General features: G+C 71.6%; 18 protein-coding genes. 9 read left to right on the forward strand and 9 right to left on the reverse strand.

Annotated features, from left to right (window positions below; translation table 11 throughout):
• Window positions 1-100: 100 nt before the first annotated feature.
• Entirely contained in the window at window positions 101-883 is a 783-nt protein-coding gene (locus tag ACERZO_RS31195) for a hypothetical protein (RefSeq protein ID WP_372668585.1), read from the forward strand.
• A gap of 52 nt (window positions 884-935) precedes the next feature.
• Here ACERZO_RS31195 and ACERZO_RS31200 read toward each other — a convergent pair whose 3' ends face one another.
• Complete coding sequence (locus tag ACERZO_RS31200; RefSeq protein WP_372668587.1) at window positions 936-1,637, reverse strand: TetR/AcrR family transcriptional regulator C-terminal domain-containing protein; 702 nt, start codon at window positions 1,635-1,637, stop codon at window positions 936-938.
• 91 nt (window positions 1,638-1,728) lie between these two features.
• Between ACERZO_RS31200 and ACERZO_RS31205 the strand changes: the two genes are divergently transcribed.
• On the forward strand, window positions 1,729-3,270 hold the full coding sequence (locus ACERZO_RS31205) for an FAD-dependent monooxygenase (protein WP_372668589.1): 1,542 nt from the start codon (window positions 1,729-1,731) through the stop codon (window positions 3,268-3,270).
• A gap of 4 nt (window positions 3,271-3,274) precedes the next feature.
• Complete coding sequence (locus ACERZO_RS31210) at window positions 3,275-4,066, forward strand: isocitrate lyase/PEP mutase family protein (protein WP_372668591.1); 792 nt, start codon at window positions 3,275-3,277, stop codon at window positions 4,064-4,066.
• 27 nt (window positions 4,067-4,093) lie between these two features.
• Here the strand turns inward: ACERZO_RS31210 and ACERZO_RS31215 are convergent, their stop codons facing one another.
• The 3 genes from ACERZO_RS31215 to ACERZO_RS31225 all read right to left on the reverse strand — a co-directional run bounded on the left by ACERZO_RS31215 (window position 4,094) and on the right by ACERZO_RS31225 (window position 8,529).
• The gene (locus ACERZO_RS31215) at window positions 4,094-6,913 is read right to left on the reverse strand and encodes a vitamin B12-dependent ribonucleotide reductase (protein WP_372668593.1); all 2,820 of its coding nucleotides are present in this window, start codon (window positions 6,911-6,913) and stop codon (window positions 4,094-4,096) included.
• A 31-nt stretch (window positions 6,914-6,944) separates the two neighbouring features.
• The gene (gene nrdR / locus ACERZO_RS31220; protein ID WP_086676168.1) at window positions 6,945-7,439 is read right to left on the reverse strand and encodes a transcriptional regulator NrdR; all 495 of its coding nucleotides are present in this window, start codon (window positions 7,437-7,439) and stop codon (window positions 6,945-6,947) included.
• Window positions 7,440-8,064: 625 nt separating this feature from the next.
• Window positions 8,065-8,529, reverse strand: coding sequence for a LysM peptidoglycan-binding domain-containing protein (locus ACERZO_RS31225; protein WP_372668595.1), 465 nt, complete (start codon window positions 8,527-8,529; stop codon window positions 8,065-8,067).
• 353 nt (window positions 8,530-8,882) lie between these two features.
• Between ACERZO_RS31225 and lexA the strand changes: the two genes are divergently transcribed.
• Entirely contained in the window at window positions 8,883-9,542 is a 660-nt protein-coding gene (lexA, locus tag ACERZO_RS31230) for a transcriptional repressor LexA (RefSeq protein ID WP_051736098.1), read from the forward strand.
• Window positions 9,543-9,817: 275 nt separating this feature from the next.
• On the opposite strand, the gene ACERZO_RS31235 is transcribed toward lexA, so the two are convergent.
• From ACERZO_RS31235 to ACERZO_RS31245, 3 genes are read right to left on the reverse strand one after another with little or no spacing between them, the layout of a single operon-like run.
• On the reverse strand, window positions 9,818-10,816 hold the full coding sequence (locus tag ACERZO_RS31235) for a hypothetical protein (protein ID WP_372668596.1): 999 nt from the start codon (window positions 10,814-10,816) through the stop codon (window positions 9,818-9,820).
• 53 nt (window positions 10,817-10,869) lie between these two features.
• Entirely contained in the window at window positions 10,870-12,312 is a 1,443-nt protein-coding gene (gene hflX, locus ACERZO_RS31240; protein ID WP_372668598.1) for a GTPase HflX, read from the reverse strand.
• 42 nt (window positions 12,313-12,354) lie between these two features.
• Complete coding sequence (locus ACERZO_RS31245) at window positions 12,355-12,858, reverse strand: ArsR/SmtB family transcription factor (protein ID WP_372668600.1); 504 nt, start codon at window positions 12,856-12,858, stop codon at window positions 12,355-12,357.
• A 64-nt stretch (window positions 12,859-12,922) separates the two neighbouring features.
• Here ACERZO_RS31245 and ACERZO_RS31250 point away from each other — a divergent pair, with 64 nt between their 5' ends.
• From ACERZO_RS31250 to ACERZO_RS31260, 3 genes are all read left to right on the forward strand, one after another.
• Entirely contained in the window at window positions 12,923-14,176 is a 1,254-nt protein-coding gene (locus ACERZO_RS31250) for an MFS transporter (RefSeq protein WP_372668602.1), read from the forward strand.
• A 9-nt stretch (window positions 14,177-14,185) separates the two neighbouring features.
• On the forward strand, window positions 14,186-16,699 hold the full coding sequence (gene valS, locus ACERZO_RS31255; RefSeq protein WP_372668605.1) for a valine--tRNA ligase: 2,514 nt from the start codon (window positions 14,186-14,188) through the stop codon (window positions 16,697-16,699).
• A 72-nt stretch (window positions 16,700-16,771) separates the two neighbouring features.
• Window positions 16,772-17,722 carry a hypothetical protein gene (locus ACERZO_RS31260; RefSeq protein ID WP_372668607.1) on the forward strand — a complete coding sequence of 317 codons (951 nt, stop codon included), beginning with the start codon at window positions 16,772-16,774 and terminating at the stop codon, window positions 17,720-17,722.
• Window positions 17,723-17,727: 5 nt separating this feature from the next.
• On the opposite strand, the gene dapF is transcribed toward ACERZO_RS31260, so the two are convergent.
• Both dapF and miaA read right to left on the reverse strand, forming a co-directional pair.
• The gene (gene dapF, locus ACERZO_RS31265; protein ID WP_372668609.1) at window positions 17,728-18,555 is read right to left on the reverse strand and encodes a diaminopimelate epimerase; all 828 of its coding nucleotides are present in this window, start codon (window positions 18,553-18,555) and stop codon (window positions 17,728-17,730) included.
• A 10-nt stretch (window positions 18,556-18,565) separates the two neighbouring features.
• A complete protein-coding gene (gene miaA / locus ACERZO_RS31270) occupies window positions 18,566-19,477 on the reverse strand; it encodes a tRNA (adenosine(37)-N6)-dimethylallyltransferase MiaA (protein ID WP_372668611.1) in 912 nt (303 codons plus the stop codon).
• Between the two features lie 218 nt (window positions 19,478-19,695).
• On the opposite strand from miaA, the gene ACERZO_RS31275 reads away from it, so the two are divergent.
• Both ACERZO_RS31275 and ACERZO_RS31280 read left to right on the forward strand, forming a co-directional pair.
• Entirely contained in the window at window positions 19,696-21,009 is a 1,314-nt protein-coding gene (locus ACERZO_RS31275) for a DUF349 domain-containing protein (RefSeq protein ID WP_372668613.1), read from the forward strand.
• A 145-nt stretch (window positions 21,010-21,154) separates the two neighbouring features.
• On the forward strand, window positions 21,155-21,607 hold the full coding sequence (locus ACERZO_RS31280; RefSeq protein WP_372668615.1) for a hypothetical protein: 453 nt from the start codon (window positions 21,155-21,157) through the stop codon (window positions 21,605-21,607).
• Window position 21,608 lies beyond the last annotated feature (1 nt).

The following is a 21,608-nucleotide window of genomic DNA, read 5'->3' on the forward strand; positions in this document are numbered from 1 at the left end:
TTTGCCGGGTACCGTCCGAAGTGGGCAGATGTTCTGTCCCGGCACCCGGAAACCCCGAGAAATCCCGGGAGCCGCAGCCAGGAAGGAACCCCGATCAACCATGTCCACATTGCGTCGACTCGCCTTGGCGGGCGCATTCGCATTGCCGATTTCCCTTGTCGCCGTCGCCCCGTCGTCGGCCGGCACGCTCGACGGCCCCTATGAGCCCTGGACCCCCTGGAGCCACTTCGAAACCTCCGGCAGCTACGCCGGGATCGGCGGCGCGGCCACGACCGACACCGAAGGCGGCTCCGACTGGTGGGGCCACCACTGGTCGGAGAGCGACAGCACCTACGCCGGCATCGGCGGCGCGGGCGTGTTCCACAGCGAGGAGTCCGGCACCGACGACGACGGCGACTGGGACGACGACGACAACGGCTGGTCCGGTGACGACGACGACGTCGCCGTGACCCACCACGTCCACCACGCCGTGTCCCACCCCGACCCGGTGGACACCGCGGACCACGTCACCTACACCCAGCCCGCGGCCGACACCGACGACGATGACGAAGCCGACGACGCCGATGACGAAGCCGGCTACGTCCACGAGGCCCACTGGGCCGGCGCGGACGGCGCGTCCTCGACGCACATCGCGAGCCACGCCGGTGACCACCACGCCGTCTACGACTCGGGCCACCTGACGGCCGGTCCCGATGGCGCGTCGTCCGAGGGCGTCCACGCCCTGGCGGTGCCGGGGTACGCCGGTTACCACAACTGGTACACGGCGGCCGGCACGGGCGGCACGGCCGTGCACTCGGTGACCGCGGAAGCCGACGCCGACGCCGACGACCACGGCTGGCAGGACTACGACGAGGACTTCGACTACGACTCGTACGACGGCTGATCCGCGAACGCACGAGCCGGGCCCGCGCACGCGAGCCCGGCTCGTTCGCGTTTCAGGGCCGCGGCGCGCGGGCCGCGATGCCGTCGAGCACGCAGGCCAGGCCGAAGGCGAACACCTCTTCGGCGGTCCGCTCCTCCCCCTCGATCACCCGGCGCGAGAACTGCGGGTACTCGCCGCTCTCGATGACTTCGCGGATGTACGGGCCGACGCTCGCCTGCCACTGCTCCTTCGTCAGCCCGGACCGGCGCTGAGCCTGCAGTTCGGCCAGCTCCTGCGTCACGGTGCCGAAGACGTACGCGAGAACTACGTCCACCGCCCCCGCCGCGAAGGTGATGTCGCCGCTGAGCTGCACCGCCGCCGCGAGGGCGGCTTCGTGGCGGCGCAGCGAGTTCGTCCCCAGCGCCGGGCGGCCGGGGATCTCGCCGCTCAGCCAGGGGTGCCGCAGCAGCGTCGCGCGGACCTGGTGGGCGACGCTCGCCAGGTCCGCACGCCAGTCGCCGCTGAGCTCGGTGCGCTCGGCGCCCTTGACCTCGTCGATCATCAGGTCCAGCAGCTCGTCGCGGCTCGCGACGTAGCGGTAGAGCGACGCCGTGCCCGAGCCGAGGTCCGCCGCGACCCGGCGCATCGAAAGCGCGGGCAGCCCCTCGGTGTCGGCGATCGCGATCGCCGTCCGCACGATCCGCTCGACGCTCGGGGCCTGGCGCCGCGGGCTGCGCCGCTCCTTGGCCCAGACCAGCGCCGGCTCGTCGGCCATCGTCGTCCTCCCGTCGTCGTTGCGAACAGCGTACCGGAGTGGATACGGTGTAGCCGTAGCGAGAACACCGTAGCCACAACTGGGGGTCACCATGTCACGCGTCCTCGTCGCCGGCGGCGGCACCGTCGGCCTGTCCACCGCGCTCTTCCTCGCCTGCCACGGCGTGCCGGCACTCGTCGTCGAACGCGCCGACGGGCCGTCCGCGCACCCGCGCGCCACCGGCCTCGGCTTCCGGACCTTGGAGTTCTTCCGCCAGGCGGGGATCGCCGACGCGATCGAGGCGGTCGCCGTCCGGCGCTCCGCCAGCCTCGGCAAGATCTCCGCCGACACGCTGGTCACCGCGGATCTGCCCGACACGCCGCCCGCGACGCCGAACAGCCCGAACGTCGCCGCGTCCCGGCACAGCCCGTGCGTGCTGCGCGGCACCTGCCCGCAGGACCGGCTCGACAAGGTGCTCCTCGCCGCGGCCCGCGAGCGCGGCGCGGTGGTCGAGTACTCGACGACGCTCGTCTCCCTCGAGCAGGACGACACCGGCGTCACCGCGGTCCTCGACGGCCCGGCCGGGCGGCGGACCGAGCGCGTGGACTACCTGGTCGCGGCCGACGGCGGCCGCAGCGAGGCGCGGGCCGCGCTCGGCATCGGCACGACGGGCCCGGGCGCGCTCGGGCAGCCGTTGCTGAACATCCTGTTCCGCGCCGACCTGACGCCGTACACGAAGGGCCACCACTTCGCGAACTGCACGATCACGACGCCGGACGCGCCCGGGATGCTGGTGACCGTCGACGCCGAGAAGGACTGGATCTTCCACACCGAGCTCGGTGACGAGCCGGTGGAGGCCTTCCCGCCCGCGCGTTGCGTCGCGTCGATCCGGGCCGCGGTCGGCGTCCCGGACCTCGCGGTCGAGGTGCTGAGCGTGCTGCCGTGGCGGGTGCGCGGGCTGCTGGCGGACCGGTTCCGCGCCGGGCGGGTGTTCCTCGCCGGCGACGCGGCGCACGCGGTGCCGCCGCTCGGGGCGTTCGGCGCGAACACCGGCATCGCCGACGCGCACAACCTGGCGTGGAAGCTGGCCGCGGTCCTCGACGGCACCGCGGGGCCCGCGCTGCTGGACACCTATGAGGCCGAACGCCGTCCGGTGGCGGCGCTCGCGCTCGATCAGGCGCTGCGGCGGCTGGCGGATCCGCGGCTGCACTGGGAGCAGGGCCCGGCGGCCGCCGCGGCCCGCGCCGCCGCGGGTGTGGTCAACGCGCCGGTCGTCCACCTCGGCTACCGCTACGACTCCGCGGCGGTGCTCGGCGCGCGGCCCGGGCTGCCGTCGACGGAGGACGTCGTGCTCGACGGGACGCCGGGATCCCGGCTCCCCCACGCCTGGATCGCGGCCGACTTGTCTACTTTGGACCTGGTCGGGCGCCGGCTCACGCTGCTCACGGGCCCCGGCGCACCCCCGGCGGGTGATTTCGACGTCCACGTCGTCGAGGATGAAGAATGGCTGCGGGACACGGGAATCGCCGACGGCGGCGCGGTGCTGGTGCGCCCGGACCACTTCATCGCCTGGCGCGGGCAGCCGGAAGAGCTCCCGGAGGCGGTGGCGCGGGTGCTGGCCCGTTGTCCGGCGGCCGTCGCGGGAGGAAGCTGACCGCATGACGACTGCCGACGACTTCCGGGCCCTGCACGAGCGGCCCGAGCCCTTCCTGCTGCCGAACCCGTGGGACGCGGGAACGGCCCGGCTGCTGGCCCACCTGGGGTTCCCGGCGCTGGCGACCACGAGTCTCGGGGTGGCCAACGTGCGGGGCCGGCCCCGGGCGACCCGGGCGGAGATCCTGGCCAACATCCGGGAGATCGCCGACGCGACGCCGTTGCCGGTGAACGCGGACCTCGAGAACGGGTTCGCCGACGAGCCGGCGGAAGCGGCGAAGATGATCGATGCGGCCGCCGGGGCGGGCGCGGTGGGCGCGTCGATCGAGGACCAGTCGAGCGACCCGGACAACCCGATCTACGACTTCGGCTTGGCGGTCGACCGGGTCCGCGCGGCGGTCGAGACGGCCCGGGCGCGCTCGGTGGTGCTCACGGCCCGCACCGAAAACCAGCTGTGGGGCGCGAACGACTTCGCCGACACGATCAAGCGCCTGCAGGCGTTCGAGGAAGCGGGTGCGGACGTGCTCTACGCGCCGGGCCTGCGGACGCTCGAGGAGATGCGCGCGGTGGTGTCGTCGGTCGGCAAGCCGGTGAACGTGGTGATGGGGTTCGCCGATCCGTCGATCACGATCGAGCAATTGGCGGAGGTCGGCGTCCGCCGGATCAGCATCGGCGCGGCGTTGTCCCGGCTGGCGTTGAAGTCCTTCATGGACGGTGCACGCGAGATGCGCGCCGGGCGGTTCGGGTTCGTGGCCGAGCTGCCGCCGATCTCGGAGCTGCAGCGGGCGTTCGGCTGAACCGAACGCCCGCCGCGGCTCCGGTCGTCAGCTACAACCGGAAGTCGCGCCGCAGCCTTCGCAGGCGTAGCACGAGCCTGCCGGGCGCATCTTCGTTCCGCACGTCATGCACAGCGGGGCGTCCGCCGCCTTGCCGAGGCGCAGCTCCATCAGCTCCGTCGTCGTCTGGGCTTCGCGGTGCGGGTGCTCCGGCTCCGCCACGTGCGGCTCCGGCGAGGCATCCACTGTGGACTGAAGGGCCTCGAGGTCGACCTTCGGGGAGCCGTAGGTGGCCTCCACCTCCGCCGAACGCTCGTCCGCCGACAGGATGCCCAGCTGCGAGCGCTTTTCGTACGGCAGGTAGTCCAGCGCCAGGCGGCGGAACAGGTAGTCCATCACGCTCGTCGCGATGCGGATGTCCGGGTCGTCGGTCATGCCGGCCGGCTCGAAGCGCAGGTTCGAGAACTTCGAAACGTAGAACTCGAGCGGGATGCCGTGCTGCAGACCGACCGAAATGGACATCGAGAACGCGTCCATCACGCCGGCCAGGGTCGAGCCCTGCTTGCCCAGCTTGACGAAGATCTCGCCGAGGCCGTCGTCCGGGTACGAGCCCGCCGTCAGGTAGCCCTCCGCGCCGCCGACCGTGAACGACACCGTCTGGCTCGGGCGCTTCTTCGGCAGGCGCTTGCGGACCGGGCGGTACTCGACAACCTTCTCCGGCTCGGCGGAGGCGGCCGCCGTTTCCTTCTTCGCCGTGGACAGCGGCTGGCCGACCTTGCAGTTGTCGCGGTAGATCGCGAGGGCCTTGAGGCCGAGCTTCCAGCCCTGGAAGTAGATCTCCTCGACCTCTTCGACCGTCGCCGACTCCGGCATGTTGACCGTCTTCGAGATCGCGCCGGAGAGGAACGGCTGCACCGCCGCCATCATCCGGACGTGGCCCATCGGCGCGATCGAGCGCTCGCCGACCGCGCAGTCGAACACCTCGTAGTGCTCGGGACGCAGCCCCGGCGCGTCGACGACGTGGCCGTTCTGCGCCACGTACTCGACGATCGCCTCGACCTGCTCGTCCTGGTAACCCAGCGCGGTCAGCGCGCGCGGCACCGTCTGGTTGACGATCTGCATCGAGCCGCCGCCGACGAGCTTCTTGAACTTCACCAGCGAGAAGTCCGGCTCGATCCCGGTGGTGTCGCAGTCCATCATGAAGCCGATGGTGCCGGTCGGGGCGAGCACCGACGCCTGCGCGTTGCGCCAGCCGTGCTTCGCGCCGATGTCGATGCCCTTCTTCCACTCCTCGGTCGCCAGCGCGCGGACCGCGGCGTCGTTCGAGTGGTAGGTGCGGACGAGCTCGTTCGCCGCCGCGTGCTTGCGCATCACGCGCTGGTGCGACTCGGCGTTGCGCGCGTAGCCCTCGTACGCGCCGACGACCTGGGCCATCTCCGCCGAGCGGCGGTAGGACACCCCGGTCATCAGCGACGTGATCGCCGCCGCGAGCGCGCGGCCGCCGTCGGAGTCGTACGCGTGGCCCAGCGCCATCAGCAGCGCGCCGAGGTTCGCGTAGCCGATACCGAGCTGGCGGAACTTGCGCGTGGTGTCGGCGATCGGCTCGGTCGGGAAGTCCGCGAAGCAGATCGAGACGTCCATCGCGGTGATGACGAACTCGACGGCGCGCGCGAACAGCGGCGCGTCGAAGGTGCCCTCGGGCGTGACGAACTTGAGGAGGTTCAGCGAGGCGAGGTTGCAGCTCGAGTTGTCGAGGTGCATGTACTCGCTGCACGGGTTCGACGCGGTGATCCGGCCCGACTCGGGGCAGGTGTGCCAGTCGTTGATCGTGCCGTCGTACTGGATGCCGGGGTCGGCGCACTCCCACGCGGCCTGCGCGACGCTGCGGAACAGCTTCTTCGCGTCGGTCCGGTCGATCACCTCGCCGGTGAGCCGGGCGCGCAGGCCGAAGTCGGTGCCGTTCTCGACCGCCTGCATGAACTCGTCGGACACGCGGACCGAGTTGTTCGCGTTCTGGTACTGCACCGAGGAGATGTCCGCGCCGGAGAGGTCCATGTCGAACCCGGCGTCGCGGAGGACCTTGATCTTCTCCTCTTCGCGCGCCTTCGTCTGGACGAACTCCTCGATGTCCGGGTGGTCGATGTCGAGCACGACCATCTTCGCCGCGCGCCGGGTGGCGCCGCCGGACTTGATGGTGCCCGCGGACGCGTCGGCGCCGCGCATGAACGAGACCGGGCCGGACGCGGTGCCGCCGGAGGTCAGCAGTTCCTTCGAGGAGCGGATGCGGGAGAGGTTCAGGCCGGCGCCGGAGCCGCCCTTGAAGATGAGGCCCTCCTCGCGGTACCAGTTGAGGATCGACTCCATCGTGTCGTCGACGGCGAGGATGAAGCAGGCGCTGACCTGCTGCTTCGACGCCGTGCCGACGTTGAACCAGACCGGGGAGTTGAAGCTGAAGACCTGGTGCAGCAGCATCCAGGTGAGCTCGTGCTCGAAGATCTCGAGGTCCTGCGGCGAGGCGAAGTAGCCGTGGTCGCGCGCGGCCTTGACGTAGGTCTTCACGACGCGGTCGATGAGCTGCTTGAGGCTGCGCTCGCGCTGCGGGCTGCCGACGGCGCCGCGGAAGTACTTGCTGGTGACGATGTTGGTGGCGTTGACCGACCAGAAGTCGGGGAACTCCACGCCGCGCTGCTCGAAGTTGACCGAGCCGTCGCGCCAGTTCGTCATCACGACGTCGCGCTGTTCCCAGGTCACCTGGTCGTAGGGGTGCTTCCCCTCGGTGGTGAAGACGCGCTTCACGCTCAGCCCGCCGGCCGCCTTGCTTTTCTTGCCGGCGGCCGTGCCGGCCCCGGTTCCCACGGTTTCGGTCATCGGTCGAACCCTCACTCCCGCAGCGGGACGGTCAATCGCCGTCTTCGCGCTGATCGCTCTCCTCCGGAGCAGCAGAACCCGCCATGGCCTCACGAAGATCGGCTATCTCCTTCTCGAAGTCCTCGACCGAGGAGAAGGAGCGGTAGACGCTGGCGAACCGGAGGTAGGCGACCCCGTCGAGCTCACGCAGCGGGCCCAGGATGGCCAGGCCGACCTCGTGACTCGGGATCTCCGCCAGACCGGCGGAGCGGATCGACTCCTCCACGCGCTGCGCGAGCTGCTGCAGCGCGTCGTCGTCGACCGGCCTGCCCTGGCAGGCGCGGCGGACGCCGCTCACCACCTTGTCCCGGCTGAACTGTTCGGTGACCCCGGACCGCTTGACGACGGCGAGCACCATCGTCTCCGAGGTCGTGAACCGCCGCCCGCACGACGCGCACGAGCGCCGCCGGCGGATCGCCTGGCCTTCATCCACCTCTCGCGAGTCGACGACCCGGGAGTCCGCATGCCGGCAGAACGGGCACCTCATCCGCCGATCACCTTCCCCTCCTCGCCGGCCGCCCGCGGTCGACGTCCTCCGCGGCCACCATGCACCCCTGCACCTGGTGATCGTTTTGTGGACATCCGGTGGGTAAACGCCGACCAGCTGTGGACAACTGCTGCCCAGTCTACCCCAACCTGTGGACCAACTACAGCGGTGTAACTACTACATATAGCGGGCGAGCGTAGAACTCGGCGAGGGTGTGCGCAAGCGACGCGGCCGGTGGCGGACCCGCCCGGGTGGCGCCTCGCCGGGGGTGTCGCGCGGTGGCGATCGGCGGGCGGCGGAGCAGTCGCCCAGGTCGGGACGGGGTTGGTCTGTTCGGGTGGCGCGACAGGACGCTTCGGCGGTGGCCCGGATCGGCCGGGCGAGTGGTTTCGACGGGCCGGCGGATTCACCGGGGAGGGTGACTTCGCGGCCCGTGTTCGCGGCGCGCGACGAAAGCGCGAGGTTCAGCGCGCGCGACACCGCGATCGCAACTCCGAAGCCGGCGCCGTTATTCGCCCGCGCCTCAGCGCGCGACACCGCGATCGCAACTCCGAAGCCGGCGCCGTCGTTCACCCGCGCCTCGGCACAGCCCCACTGCGAACATCCCTGGAAAACCGGCGAGCGATCACGGCGCGGGAACGTCGGCGACCGGGACCGTCAGCGGCAACCCCGGCACCAGCACCGCGTCGTCCAGCCGGTTCAGCTCCTTGATCCGGGCCACGACCGCGCCGGGGTCGCTGTCCGGGGCGAACCTCGCCGCGATCGACGAGAGCGTGTCGCCCTGGCCCACCGATACCGTCGCCGTCTGCGCCGGGACCGGGGCTTCCGCCGTCCCGCCGCCGAACAGGCCCAGGCCCGTGACCACCAGGCAGCTCGCCACCGCCAGCGCCGCCAGCCACGGCCAGCGGACCGGGACCCGGCGGGGCGCCGCGCACGGCGCGCCGGCCGGGCGGCGGCCCGCCACGACCCTCGCGCGCGTCGGCGGGCGCTGGACCTCGCCGCGGCGGCCGCGCAGGACGCGGACGGGACGGGGCTGCGCCGGGACCGGGGTCGCCGGGCGGGCGTGCCCGCGTTCGGCCAGAATGGACATCCGAACCTCCTCGAAACCCTGGTGTCCGCCCGTTTCCATGGCCGGTGCCGGCCCGTGGATCAAGGTCGAACAGGCGTTCTATCGAACGCCCGTGCGAAGGTCTACCACCTACCACCGACAAAATCGAGCGGACACGGCGTGTCGATCGAACAGATGTTTGAAATCGTCGTGCCCGGGGGCTAACGTCGGTGACCAGGGCATCTGCCGGGCAGATGCCGCCGGCGAGGCTGCCCGCACCCGGCGGGCGGCGGCCGGCGCGCGATACGTGCAGCGAACGTCTGGGAGGCGACGCAGTGGCGAAGGAGAACAAGGCGGGCAGGACCAGTGGGTCCCCCGGGGGCAGTGTGCACCCCATGCCCGAGGTCTACGACGTGGACGAGACCCTCACCGTCCGCCAGCAGCAGGTGCTCGACGTGATCCGCTCGTGGGTGAGCCGGTTCGGCTACCCGCCGAGCGTCCGCGAGATCGGCGAGGCGGTGGGGCTGACGTCGACGTCGTCGGTCTCGCACCAGCTGCGCGCCCTGCAGCGCAAGGGTTACCTGCGCCGGGACGCGAACCGGCCCCGCGCGGTGGGTGTCCTCTCGGCGACCGACGACAACCCCATGGGCATCGAGATGGACCAGCAGCCGGTCATGCCGAAGGCGGCGTACGTGCCGCTGGTCGGCCGGATCGCCGCCGGTGGCCCGGTGCTGGCCGAGCAGGCCATCGAGGACGTGTTCCCGCTGCCGCGGGAGATCGTCGGCGAGGGCGAGCTGTTCCTGCTGAAGGTCACGGGTGACTCGATGGTCGACGCGGCCATCACCGACGGCGACTGGGTCGTGGTCCGCCAGCAGCCCGACGCGGACAACGGCGAGATCGTCGCGGCGATGATCGACGGCGAGGCCACGGTCAAGACGTTCAAGCGCAAGGGCGGCCACATCTGGCTGATGCCGCACAACGAGGCGTACGAGCCGATCCCCGGCGACGACGCCACGGTGCTCGGCAAGGTCGTGGCGGTGCTCCGGCGCCTCTGACGAGGTGAACCCGGGCTATCGCACGGCCCGGGAGGTTCACCGGATCGGATGATCTTCGGCCGTGGGGAGCCGAGATCGGGAAGCGAGCCTGACCGCGATGCGGCGGGCGGACGGGATGCCCGGCCCTGTCCGCCGCCGCTCCGGTCGAGGTTTCCTTCGCGCGGTGCGCAGGACGCGCGGCTCACGCGGCCGCGCCCCGCACCGCGCGAAGGACGATCCCTTGTGGACGGCGAAGAGCGCGAACGGACCGTTCGCGCCCCCGAGGCAAACCGCGCTCAGCCCCTCCGGCGGCGCAGCCGGCTGAACCCGAACCACCCGAGCCCCACCACGGCCACCGCGATCCCCGCCGCCGGCAGCACCGGCACTCCCCCACCGTCCGAACCGGACTCACCACCCGCGCTCGAAGCCGGCTTCCCGTCCGAAGAAGGCGCAGGCGCCGAGGCCGCCGCCCCGCGCACCGCGCGGATCGGCTCGCCCACCCCTTCGCTGCCCGACAGCAACGTCCCATCGGGGTCGAACGCGATCGCTTCGCCCTGCTTCTCCCCCGGCAACGGGATCCGGACCGGCGTCCGCTGCAACGCGGCGAGCACATCGCCGTCCGGGGCCGCGTACACATACGCGTCCGTGTAGGTCCGCAACGCCACCACGGTCCCGTCGGCCGACGACGCGCCGCCCGTGACCAGCACCGAGCCGATCGAGCCCACCGGGCCGCCCTGGGTGTCCGTGGTCGCGATCTTCACCGTGCCGACCTTCTCCAGGTTCGTCGGCCCCGGGCTCGCCAGCGGCCCCTGCGGCCGGTACACCCGGGCCTCGCCCAGGATGTCCTTGGTGATCAGGTACGGCGTCCCCGATTTGTCCATGATCAGCGCTTCGGTGTCGTGCTGGCCGTCCGGGTACGTGAGCCGGTGCACCGTCAGCTTGCCCGCCGGGCTCAGCTCCAGCAGAGCGACCGTCAGCCGCCCCTTCTTGTTGTCCCCCGTGTCCGACAGCCACAGCGTCCCGTCGGGCGTCCGGGCCAGGTCCTCGACGTCGAACGGGTCCGTGCGATCCGACAGGACCTTCTGGACCTTGCAGTCGCGCCCGAGCACGAACACCTGGACCTTGGTGCCGCCGTCGTTGATCGCGTAGAGCTTCGAGCCGTCCGACACCAGGCCGGACAGCTCGCCGATGCGCGGATCCTTCATCGTGCACAACGGCTGGGGCGTCTCCGCGGCCGACGCGGGTACCGCCCCGCCGAACACGGCCATGAAGACGAGAACGACCACCCAGCGCACCCAGCCACCTCCGTAGTGTGCGACCCCGATGGATCGCACACTACGGAGACGTCTCAGGCCCTGGTCGAGTTGGTCTCGTAGTCGCGCAAAGCCGCGGCGAGGTCCGGGCGGACCCGCACGAGCAGGCGCGTGCCGTCCGCGACGTGCTCCTCTTCGAGCACCTCGCCGTCCGCGTGCGCCCGCGCGACCAGCTCGCCGCGCGAGTACGGCACCAGGACGTCGACCGTGACCTCCGGCCGCGGCAGGCGGTCGGCGATCACCTCGACGAGCTCCGCGATGCCCGCCCCGGTCCGCGCCGACACCGGCACCGAGCCGGCCAGCGCGTGCCGCAGCCGGGCGAGGCTGACCTCGTCGGACGCGTCGATCTTGTTGATCACCAGCAGCTCCGGCGGGAGCGGTTCCTTGCGCTTGCGCGTGATCTCGCCGAGCACCTCGCGCACGGCGCTGACCTGCTCCTCCGGCGCCGGGTCGGACCCGTCCACCACGTGCAGCAGCAGGTCCGCGTCCGCGGCCTCCTCCAGCGTCGAGCGGAACGCGTCCACCAGCTGGTGCGGCAGGTGCCGCACGAAGCCGACGGTGTCGGTCAGCGTGTAGCCGCGGCCGTCCGCGGTCTGCGCGCGCCGCGTGGTCGGGTCGAGGGTGGCGAACAGCGCGTCCTCCACCAGCACCCCGGCCCCGGTCAGCGCGTTGAGCAGGCTCGACTTGCCGGCGTTGGTGTAGCCGACGATCGCCACGCTGGGCACCTCGTTGGCCAGCCGCCGCCCGCGCTTGGTCTCGCGGATGGTGTCCATGGCCGCGATCTCGCGACGCAGCTTCGCCACGCGCTTGTTGATCCGCCGCCGGTCGGTCTCGAGCTTCGTCTCACCGGGACCACGCAGGCCCACACCGCCGTTCGCGCCACCGGCGCGGCCACCGGCCTGCCGGGACAGCGACGCACCCCACCCGCGCAGCCGCGGGATCAGGTACTGCAGCTGGGCCAGCTCGACCTGCGCCTTGCCCTCCTTGGACCGGGCGTGCTGGGCGAAGATGTCGAGGATCAGCGCGGTCCGGTCGATGACCTTGACCTTCACCTTCTCCTCGAGCTGCCGCAGCTGGCCGGGCGAGAGCTCGCCGTCGCAGATCACCGTGTCGGCGCCGGTGGAGGAGACGATGTCGCGCAGCTCCTTCACCTTGCCCGAACCGATGTAGGTGGCCGGGTCCGGCTTGGGCCGGCGCTGGATGAGGCCTTCGAGGACCTCCGAGCCCGCCGTCTCGGCCAGGCGCGCCAGCTCGGCCAGCGACGCCTCGGACTGCAGGGCCGTGCCCTCGGTCCACACGCCGACCAGCACGACGCGTTCCAGCCGCAGTTGCCGGTACTCGACCTCGGTGACGTCCTCGAGCTCCGTGGACAGTCCCCGGACCCGGCGCAGTGACGCGCGGTCTTCGAGCTCCATCTCGCCTGTCGACGGGTCGTACAGGTCGTCGTCGTGGTCTTCGGTGTGTGTCAGTTCTGTCATCGTGCCTCCATGTTCCCACGTTTCGCCGCGGGAACCGAACTTTTACGTGCTGGGATAGGTGGCGAGGTAGATCGCGGTGCGTTCCGCGCCGGGACGGCGGGGACGCGCACGGAACTCCTCGAGCAGGGCGTTGAGCCGGTTTTCCAGCTCCGCCCGCTCCTCGGGGGCCACCTGGACGACCAGGCGCGACTGGTGCACGCCCTCGAATCCGGTCTCGGCGATCTCGGCCAGATAGGCCTCGAGAACCGCCTGTTCCACGCCCTTGTCACCGCATGAGTCGAGTGTCCACGAAAGGCCCGTCGAAAGATACGGGATTTCCTTGGCGCCCCGGGCTCCGCGGCGCGGCGGCTGCGCGGCGAGGAAGCCGGTCTCGACGAGCTTGCGCACGTGGTGCAGCGTCGTCGCCGGGTCCCGGCCCAGCCTTTCGGCGAGCTCCTTGTTCGTCAGCGCCTCCGAGAAGGTCAACCGGATGATGCGCAGCCGTATTCCGGAGGCCAGCGCGGCGGCCTCGGCTTCGGTGGCGGTACGTCGTTTCTCGGGCGGCACGGCGCACAGCTTAGAGCGAACAGTGATTGACACTTTCCAATCACTCGGTCCACACTCGGGAGCCATGCACCGGGGGTCACTCTTCCGCCACGCCGACTTCAGGCGGCTCTTCGCCGGCGACACGGCCAGCCAGTTCGGCGTGTTCGTCGGCAACACCGCCGTCCCGCTGCTCGCGGCGGTCACGCTCGCCGCGACGCCGTTCGAGATGGGCCTGCTCACCGCGGCCGAGACGCTCGCCTTCCTGCTCATCGGGCTGCCCGCGGGCGTGTGGGTCGACCGGATGCGCCGCCGCCGGGTCATGCTCACCGCCGACTTCACGCGGGCGGCGCTGCTGCTGAGCGTGCCGGTCGCCTGGTGGGCGGGGGTGCTGACGCTCGCCCAGCTGCTCGTCGTCGTGTTGTTCGTCGGCATCGCGACGGTGTTCTTCGACATCGCCTACCAGTCGTACCTGCCTTCGCTCGTCGGCCGGGAGCACCTCCTCGAGGGCAACGCCAAGCTGCAGGCCGTCCAGTCGACCGCGCAGATCGCCGGGCCGAGCGCGGCCGGCGTGCTGGTCCAGCTGATCACCGCGGCGAACACCGTGCTGGTCACCGGCCTGGGCTTCCTCAGCTCGGCGCTGTGCCTGCTGCGGATCCGCGCGGCGGAACCCGTGCCGCGGCGCGACGGTCACGCCCGGCTGCTCCCGCAGATCGCCGAGGGCCTGCGGTTCGTCTTCTCCGACAAGCCGTTGCGGGCGATCGTGGGCACGACGGCGACGGCGAACTTCTTCAACGGCGCGTTCATCGCGGTGAACGTGCTGTTCCTGACGCGGACCGTCGGGCTGCCGCCGGCCGCGGTGGGCGCGCTGATGGCGGTCGGCGGCGCCGGTGGCATCCTCGGTGCGGTCTGCTCGGGCGCGGTCACCCGCCGGGTCGGCCAGTCCCGCGCGATCTGGCTGGTCCCGCTGGTCACCGCGCCCGGCTACCTGCTGGTCCCGCTCGCCGCGCCGGACTGGCGGCTCGCGCTCTCCGGGTTCGGGCTCGTCTTCAGCGGGTTCGGGATCATCATCTACAACATCGCGCAGGTTTCCTACCGGCAGGCGATCTGCCCGGACCGGCTGCTCGGCCGGATGAACGCGAGCGTGCGGTTCGTCGTCTGGGGCACCATCCCGCTCGGCGGCCTGCTCGGCGGCGCGCTCGGCGAAGGGCTCGGGCTGCGCGGCGCGATGTGGGTCTCCGTCGCCGGCGAGGCCGCCGCCGTCCTGTGGGTCGTGTGCTCGCCCCTGCGGCACCTGCGCGACCTGCCGACCGAGGCGAAAAGCGATTCCGCGGCCGCCTAGAGTTGCTTCATGAGTACCCCATACGAACGCCCGCGAGTCCCGGACAAGGTCGGTGTCGACGGTCTGGAGGCCAAGTGGGTACCCGTATGGGAATCCACCGGCGCCTACCGCTTCGACCGCACCAGGAACCGGGACGAGATCTACTCGATCGACACCCCGCCGCCGACGGTCAGCGGGTCGCTGCACATCGGGCACGTCTTCTCCTACACCCACACCGACGTCCTGGCGCGGTTCAAGCGGATGCGCGGGTTCGAGGTGTTCTACCCGATGGGGTGGGACGACAACGGCCTGCCGACCGAACGCCGCGTGCAGAACCACTTCGGCGTCCGCTGCGAACCGTCGCTGCCCTACGACCCGGACTTCCGCGCCCCGGAGAAACCGGGCAAGGACGTGGTCTCGATCTCGCGGCGCAACTTCGTCGAGCTGTGCGAAACCCTCACCGAGACCGACGAAAAGGTCTTCGAGGAGCTCTGGCGGCGGCTCGGGCTGTCGGTCGACTGGACGATGACCTACCAGACGATCGGGCACGACTCGCGGCTGATTTCGCAGCGCGCGTTCCTGCGCAACCTCGAGCGCGGCGAGGCGTACCAGGCCGAAGCGCCGACGCTCTGGGACGTGACGTTCCGGACCGCCGTGGCCCAGGCCGAGCTGGAGGACCGCGAACGCCCGGGTGCCTTCCACGACCTGGCGTTCACCGGCCCCGACGGCGCCGACGTCGTGATCGCGACGACCCGGCCGGAGCTGCTGCCCGCGTGCGTCGCGCTGGTCGCGCACCCGGACGACGAGCGCTTCAAGCCACTGTTCGGGAAGACCGTGCGGACACCGGTGTTCGGCGTCGAGGTGCCCGTCGTGGCGCACCACCTGGCGGACCCGGAGAAGGGCCGCGGCATCGCGATGGTGTGCACGTTCGGCGACACCACCGACGTCACATGGTGGCGCGAGCTGCGCCTGGCGACGCGGGTGGTGCTGGGCCGCGACGGCCGGTTCCTGCCCGACGCGCCCCACGACGTGCCGGCGGAGGCGTACGCGCCGCTGGTGGGCAAGACCGTCCACACGGGACGCGAGATCATGGTGCGCCTGCTGCGCGAAAGCGGTGCCCTGCAAGGGGAACCTCGGCCGATCACGCACTCGGTGAAGTTCTACGAAAAGGGCGACAAGCCACTGGAGATCGTCGCCAGCCGGCAGTGGTACCTGCGCAACGGCGGGAACGACCCGGCATTTCGGGAGAAGATGCTGGCGCGCGGCGAGGACCTGACCTGGGTGCCGAAGCACATGAAGGTGCGCTACTCGTCGTGGGTGGAGAACCTGGCGGGCGACTGGCTGGTCAGCCGCCAGCGGTTCTTCGGCGTGCCGATCCCGTTGTGGTATCGGCTCGACGCGAACGGCGAGCCGGACTACGACGCCCGTCTGCTGCCGGACGACCTGCCGGTCGACCCGAGCAGTGACGTCCCGCCGGGCTTCACCGAAGACCAGCGCGGCGTCCCGGGCGGGTTCGTCGCCGAGGCCGACGTGATGGACACGTGGGCGACGTCGTCGCTGACGCCGCAGATCGTCGGCCGCTGGAGCCTCGACGACGACCTGTTCACGCGCGTGTTCCCGATGGACCTGCGGCCGCAGGCGCACGAGATCATCCGCACCTGGCTGTTCTCGACGGCGGTGCGCGCGGAACTGGAGCACGGCGTGCTGCCGTGGCGAGCGGCGTCGATCGCGGGCTGGGTGCTCGACCCCGACCGCAAGAAGATGTCGAAGTCCAAGGGCAACGTGACGACCCCGGTGGACCTGCTGGAGCGGTTCGGCTCGGACGCGGTCCGGTACTGGGCGGCGAGCGCGCGCCCGGGCGTCGACACGGCGGTGGACGAAGGCCAGATGAAGGTCGGCCGCCGCTTGGCGACCAAGCTGCTCAACGCGAGCCGGTTCGTGCTGGGACTGGGCGTGCCTTCAGCTGACGCGGTGGCGACCGAGCCGCTGGACCGGGCGCTGCTGGCGTCGCTGGCCGTCGTTGCCGAGCAGGCGACGACGGCGTTGGAGGCGCTGGACTACGCGCGTGCGTTGCAGGTCACGGAGACGTTCTTCTGGACGTTCTGCGACGACTACGTCGAGCTGGTGAAGGGCCGCGCGTACGGCGACCTCGGCCCGGCCGAGGCAGCTTCGGCGCAGGCCGCGCTGGTGACGGCGTTGTCGGCGGTGCTGCGGCTGTTCGCGCCGTTCCTGCCGTTCGCGACCGAGGAGGTCTGGTCGTGGTGGCAGGAGGGGTCGGTGCACCGGGCCGAGTGGCCTTCGGTGGCTCCCGTCGAGGGTGACCCCGAGCTGCTTTCACTGGCGGGTGCGGTGATCGCGGCGGTGCGCCGGGCGAAGACGGACGCGAAGGTGTCGATGCGGACGGCCGTCGAGACGCTCACCGTGACCGGGCCGGCCGAGCTGCTGGCCCGGTTCGCGGCCATCGAGCCGGACATCCGCACCGCGGGCGCGATCACGTCGGTGGAGACGCGCGAAGGCGGCTTCTCGGTGGAAGCGAAGATCTGACGCCGGTGGGCCCGGCGGAATTCCTGCCGCGGAAACGGGAATTCCGCCGGGCCGGACCGTTAATCTCTCGCCATGAGTACGGATGCGCCGGGCGGGGAGCGTCCCGCGGCGACCGGAGACGAGTTCGTGTTCGCCGCCGCTGACCTGCTGCGACCGTTCCGGCCCTTGGTCCAACCGGCTGCGGCCGAGCTGTCCCCCGAGCCCACGCGGCAGCTGGCGGACTCCATCGGACGCGCGATCGACGGGTTCTGGCCCTGGGTCGAACGAACGGCCAGGGCCTCGGGCAAGAGGGTCGACGAGCTCCACCGGCGGGCCGCTCCGCCGAACTGGGTCTCCGACGGCAAGGCGGACGTCGACTACTTCGCGGCCGTCCGGCTCTCGTTGGCGCACGGCGTTCCGCTGGCCTGGGTGCCCGACCCGGAAACCGTCAAGCTGCTCCTGGCCGCCCACGACGACGAAACGGTCTCGGTCCACGCCGTTCTCGACGACCGCCGCGAGCCGATCCTCGACCACTGCGACAGCCGCCTGGACGAGGTGGACCGAGCCCCCGCGGCGGCACCGTCGGTCCGGGTCGCCCGGGAAGCGGTCCAGGCACTTCGTCTCGATCTTCCGGCACCGGCTCAGTCGGCGGCCGCGAACCTCATCGACGAGCTCGCCCGCACCGCGTTCACGATCGTCTACGGCGATCGGCACAGCCACGCCCCGGCGCCGAGCCGCGTCCAGACGTTGTCGGAACGCGCCCGCAGCGCGGGGTTGTCCTTCTTCGCTTCGCTCGGCATCTTGCGCGAACTGGCCACCGTGATGCCCTTGCTGAACGCCATGACGCCGTGGTCGCCGGGCAGCGGCGCGCCCGCCCCGGCGGGTTTCAGCCGGCCGGTGACCAGCCACCACATCACCGCGCCGGGCCAGGTCACGCGCACCAACGCGCTCGTGGCGGTGCTGACGGCCGTTTCCTTGCTCTGCCAGGAGCACGATTCGCACTGGCACACCTGGAAGATCCTGAACGCCCTCGAAACCGGCTGACGCCGTCACGAACCGGCGGCGGCCCACCAGGCTTCGTCGATCTCACCGCGCGCCACGATCTCCGCGGGGCCCGACAGCGTCGACGCGCCGCGGGACACCGTCACCGACACCCGGCCGCCCGGGATGTCCACTGTGGACGCGCCGGTGTCCGTGCCCGCCAGGTGGAACGCCGCCGCCACCGCGGCGACCGTGCCCGTTCCGCACGCCCGGGTCTCCCCCACGCCGCGCTCGTGCACGCGCATCCGCAGCGCGCCCTCGCCGAGGCGGTTGACGAACTCGAGGTTGACCCCGTGCGGGAAGACGTCGTGGTCGAAGTCGGGCTGGTCGCGCAGGTCCAGGTCCGCCACGTCGTCGTCGATCAGCGACACCAGGTGCGGGTTGCCGACGTTCACCGCGACGCCCGAGAACGGGCGGCCGGCCACCACCGTCACCGACGTGCCAGTGATCGTCGCCGGCCCCATCTGGACCGTCACCGAGCGGTCCGGGTGCACCATCAGCGGGCGGTCGCCCGCGCGGGTGCCGATGACGAACTCGCCCTCGCGCTCCAGCCCGGAGTCGACGAGGTAGCGCGCGAACACGCGGGTGCCGTTGCCGCACATCTCGGCGATCGACCCGTCGGCGTTGCGGTAGTCCATGAACCACTCGCCCGCGGACGGCTCGTCGATCGCCGCGGCGCGGACGACGCGCAGCACGCCGTCGGCGCCGAGGCCGCGGTGGCGGTCGCACAGCGCGGCGACCCGGGCTTCGGTCAGCTCGAGGCGGCCCGCCGGGTCGGGGAGCAGCACGAAGTCGTTCTGCGTGCCGTGCCCCTTGAGGAACTCGATTCCGCCCATGGGGGCAAGATTACCGGCCCCGGGTATCCAGGACGCGCGCGGCCAGCCCCGGCTCGGCGCCGTCGAACCAGTGGATCCGCTGGTCGCGCCGGAACCAGGACCGTTGCTTCCGGACGAAGCGCCGCGTCGCCTGCGCGGTCGCCGCGGCGGCCGCTTCGAAGTCGCCGTCGCCGTCCAGTTCGGCGAGCACCTGTTGGTAGCCGAGGGCCCGCGACGCCGTCTTCCCCTCGCGAAGGCCGCGCTTCTCGAGTTCGCGCACCTCGTCGACCAAGCCGGCCTCGAACATCCGCCGGACGCGCTCGTTGACGCGCTCGTCGAGCTCCTCGGGCGCGCGGTCGACGCCGATCACGACCGTGCCGTAGCGGGCCGGCCCCGGCTTGGGCAGGTTCGCCGAGAACGGCTCGCCGGTGATTTCGATGACCTCGAGGGCGCGCACGATCCGGCGGGTGTTGGTCGGCAGGATCGCCGCCGCGGCGGCGGGGTCGCGTTCACCCAGCCGGGTGTACAACGCCGGCGTGCCGAGCTGCTCGGCTTCCGCGTCGAGCCGGGCCCGGACCGCCGGGTCGGTGCCGGGGAACCGCAGGTCGTCGAGCACCGCCTGGACGTAGAGGCCGGAGCCGCCGGCCAGCACCGGCACCTTGCCCGCGGCCAGCAGCCGTTCGATCTCGGCCCGGGCGTGCCGCTGGTAGGCCGCGACGGACGCCGTCTCGGTCACGTCCAGGACGTCGAGCAGGTGGTGCGGCACGCCGCGGCGCTCGGCCTCGGTGGCCTTCGCGGTGCCGATGTCCATGCCCCGGTAGAGCTGCAGGGCGTCGGCGTTGACGACTTCGCCGCCCAGTTCCAGCGCCAGCTCGACGGCGAGCGCGGTCTTCCCGGTGGCCGTCGGCCCGACCACGGCGACCGGGGCGACGAGGCTGTTCACGGCGGCTGACGATACCGGCGGGCCGACACAGAGCGTCCACCGGAAGTAGGATCACGAGCTTCGAGTGGCTCATCCGGTACCACGGTGCGCGCTGAGCTGCTTGAATGCCGCGTGGAGGCCGTAGCATCCGAGCACGGCCCGTGACGACCGCATTACCCGGCCCCGCTTCGCGGCGGGGCGCCCGCGCGAGCGGGCGTACAGGCGATAAGGAGCCTGCGATGGCCCAGGAGAACACTTCCACCGGTACCCCGGCCCCGCACCCGGTGCCGCACGCGCTGCACGCCGGGCACGCCGCCCCGCCCGTGCCGCCCGCCGAACCCACCCCGTCGACCTGGGGCCGGATCGACGACGAGGGCACCGTCTACGTCATCACTCCCGAGGGTGAGCGCGCCGTCGGGGTCTGGCAGGCAGGCAGCCCCGACGAGGGTCTCGTGCACTACGCCCGCCGCTTCGACGACGTGCGCACCGAGGTCGAGCTGTTGGAGACCCGGCTGGTGTCCGGCGCCGGCGACCCGAAGCACGCGCTGTCGAGCGCCACGCAGATCCGCGACGGGCTGGCCGAGGCCGCCCTGGTCGGCGACCTGGCCGCGCTCGCCGCGCGGCTGGAGTACGTGATCGGCCACGCCGAGAAGGCGCTCGCGAGCGCGAAGGCGGAGCGCGAGGAGGCCCGCGCGGCCGCCGTCGCCCGGAAGCAGGAGCTGGCCGAAGAGGCCGAGAAGATCGCCGCCGACTCCACCCAGTGGAAGGCGGCGGGCGACCGGCTGCGCGCGATCCTCGACGAGTGGAAGACGGTCAAGGGCGTCGACCGCAAGACCGACGACGAGCTGTGGAAGCGGTTCTCCAAGGCCCGTGAGGCGTTCAACCGCCGCCGCGGGTCGCACTTCGCCGAGCTAGACAAGCAGCGCGCGTCGGCCAAGCAGCGCAAGGAAGAGCTCATCGCCGAGGCCGAGGCCATCAGCGAGTCCGAGGACTGGGGCGAGACGGCGGGTCGCTACAAGGACCTGATGACCGAGTGGAAGGCCGCCGGGCGCGCGCCCAAGGACAGCGACGAGGCGCTGTGGCAGCGCTTCCGCGCGGCGCAGGACAAGTTCTTCGCCCGCCGGTCGGCGGTGTTCTCCGAGCGCGACGCGGAGTTCGGCGCGAACGCGGCCCGCAAGGAGGAGCTGCTGGTCGAGGCGGAGAAGATCGACGCGGCGGCGAACCTGGAGGCGGCGAAGAGCGCGCTGCGGCGGATCCAGGAGCAGTGGGACGAGATCGGCAAGGTCCCGCGCGAGCGCATCCGGGAGCTGGACGGCCGGCTGAAGGCGGTCCAGGACGCGGTCAAGTCGGCGGAGGACACCCGGTGGCGGCGGACGGACCCGGAGGCGCAGGCTCGGGCGGCTCAGTTCCGGGAGCGGGTCGAGCAGTTCGAGTCGCAGGCGGCGAAGGCGCGGGCTGCCGGGGATGAGCGTCGGGCCAAGAAGGCCGATGAGCAGGCCGCTCAGTGGCGGGAGTGGCTGCAGGCCGCCGAGGCTGCGGTCGCGGACCGCTGAGGTCCGTCGTTCGAAGGCCCCTCGCTCCGGCGTGGGGCCTTCGTCGGTTATCGGACGGTTAACGGGTCACCCGAAGCGGTCCGGTCGCCACCACTACCGGGGGTTCCGGGGCGCTCTCCGCGGCTCCCGGTGCTCCACTTCGATCATGACCAGGACACTTCTCAGCGCCAGAAGGACCCTCTCCGCACTGGCGATCGGCATCGCCGTCGCCGGGCTCGCCCCGGCTCTCGCCGCCCCCGCGACCGCCGCGCCGGTCAGCGCCTCCGCCGAAGCCGGCAAGGGCAAGGTGAAGGTCGACGGCAAGCTCGGCAAGGACCACGTCAAGGTCAACGAAAAGGTCGACCTCAAGGGCAACCTCAAAGTGCTCGACGCGGCCCGCACCGACGGCACCCAGACCCTCGAAACCGTCATCGTGCAGCAGCTGCGGGCGGGTGTCTGGGTGAACCTCGCCGACACGACCTGCCGGCCGAACGGGGGCTTCACGTTCAGCCTCAGCTTCAGCCTGAGCGCCACGGTCTCGCTGCGGCTCTACCACCCCGAGACGACGCTGTACGCCGCCGCGTACTCGTCGAGCACGCTCACCCTGCGGGTGGGCTGAG

The sequence above is a fragment of the Amycolatopsis kentuckyensis genome, from assembly GCF_041679295.1.
Classification (GTDB): domain Bacteria; phylum Actinomycetota; class Actinomycetes; order Mycobacteriales; family Pseudonocardiaceae; genus Amycolatopsis; species Amycolatopsis kentuckyensis_A.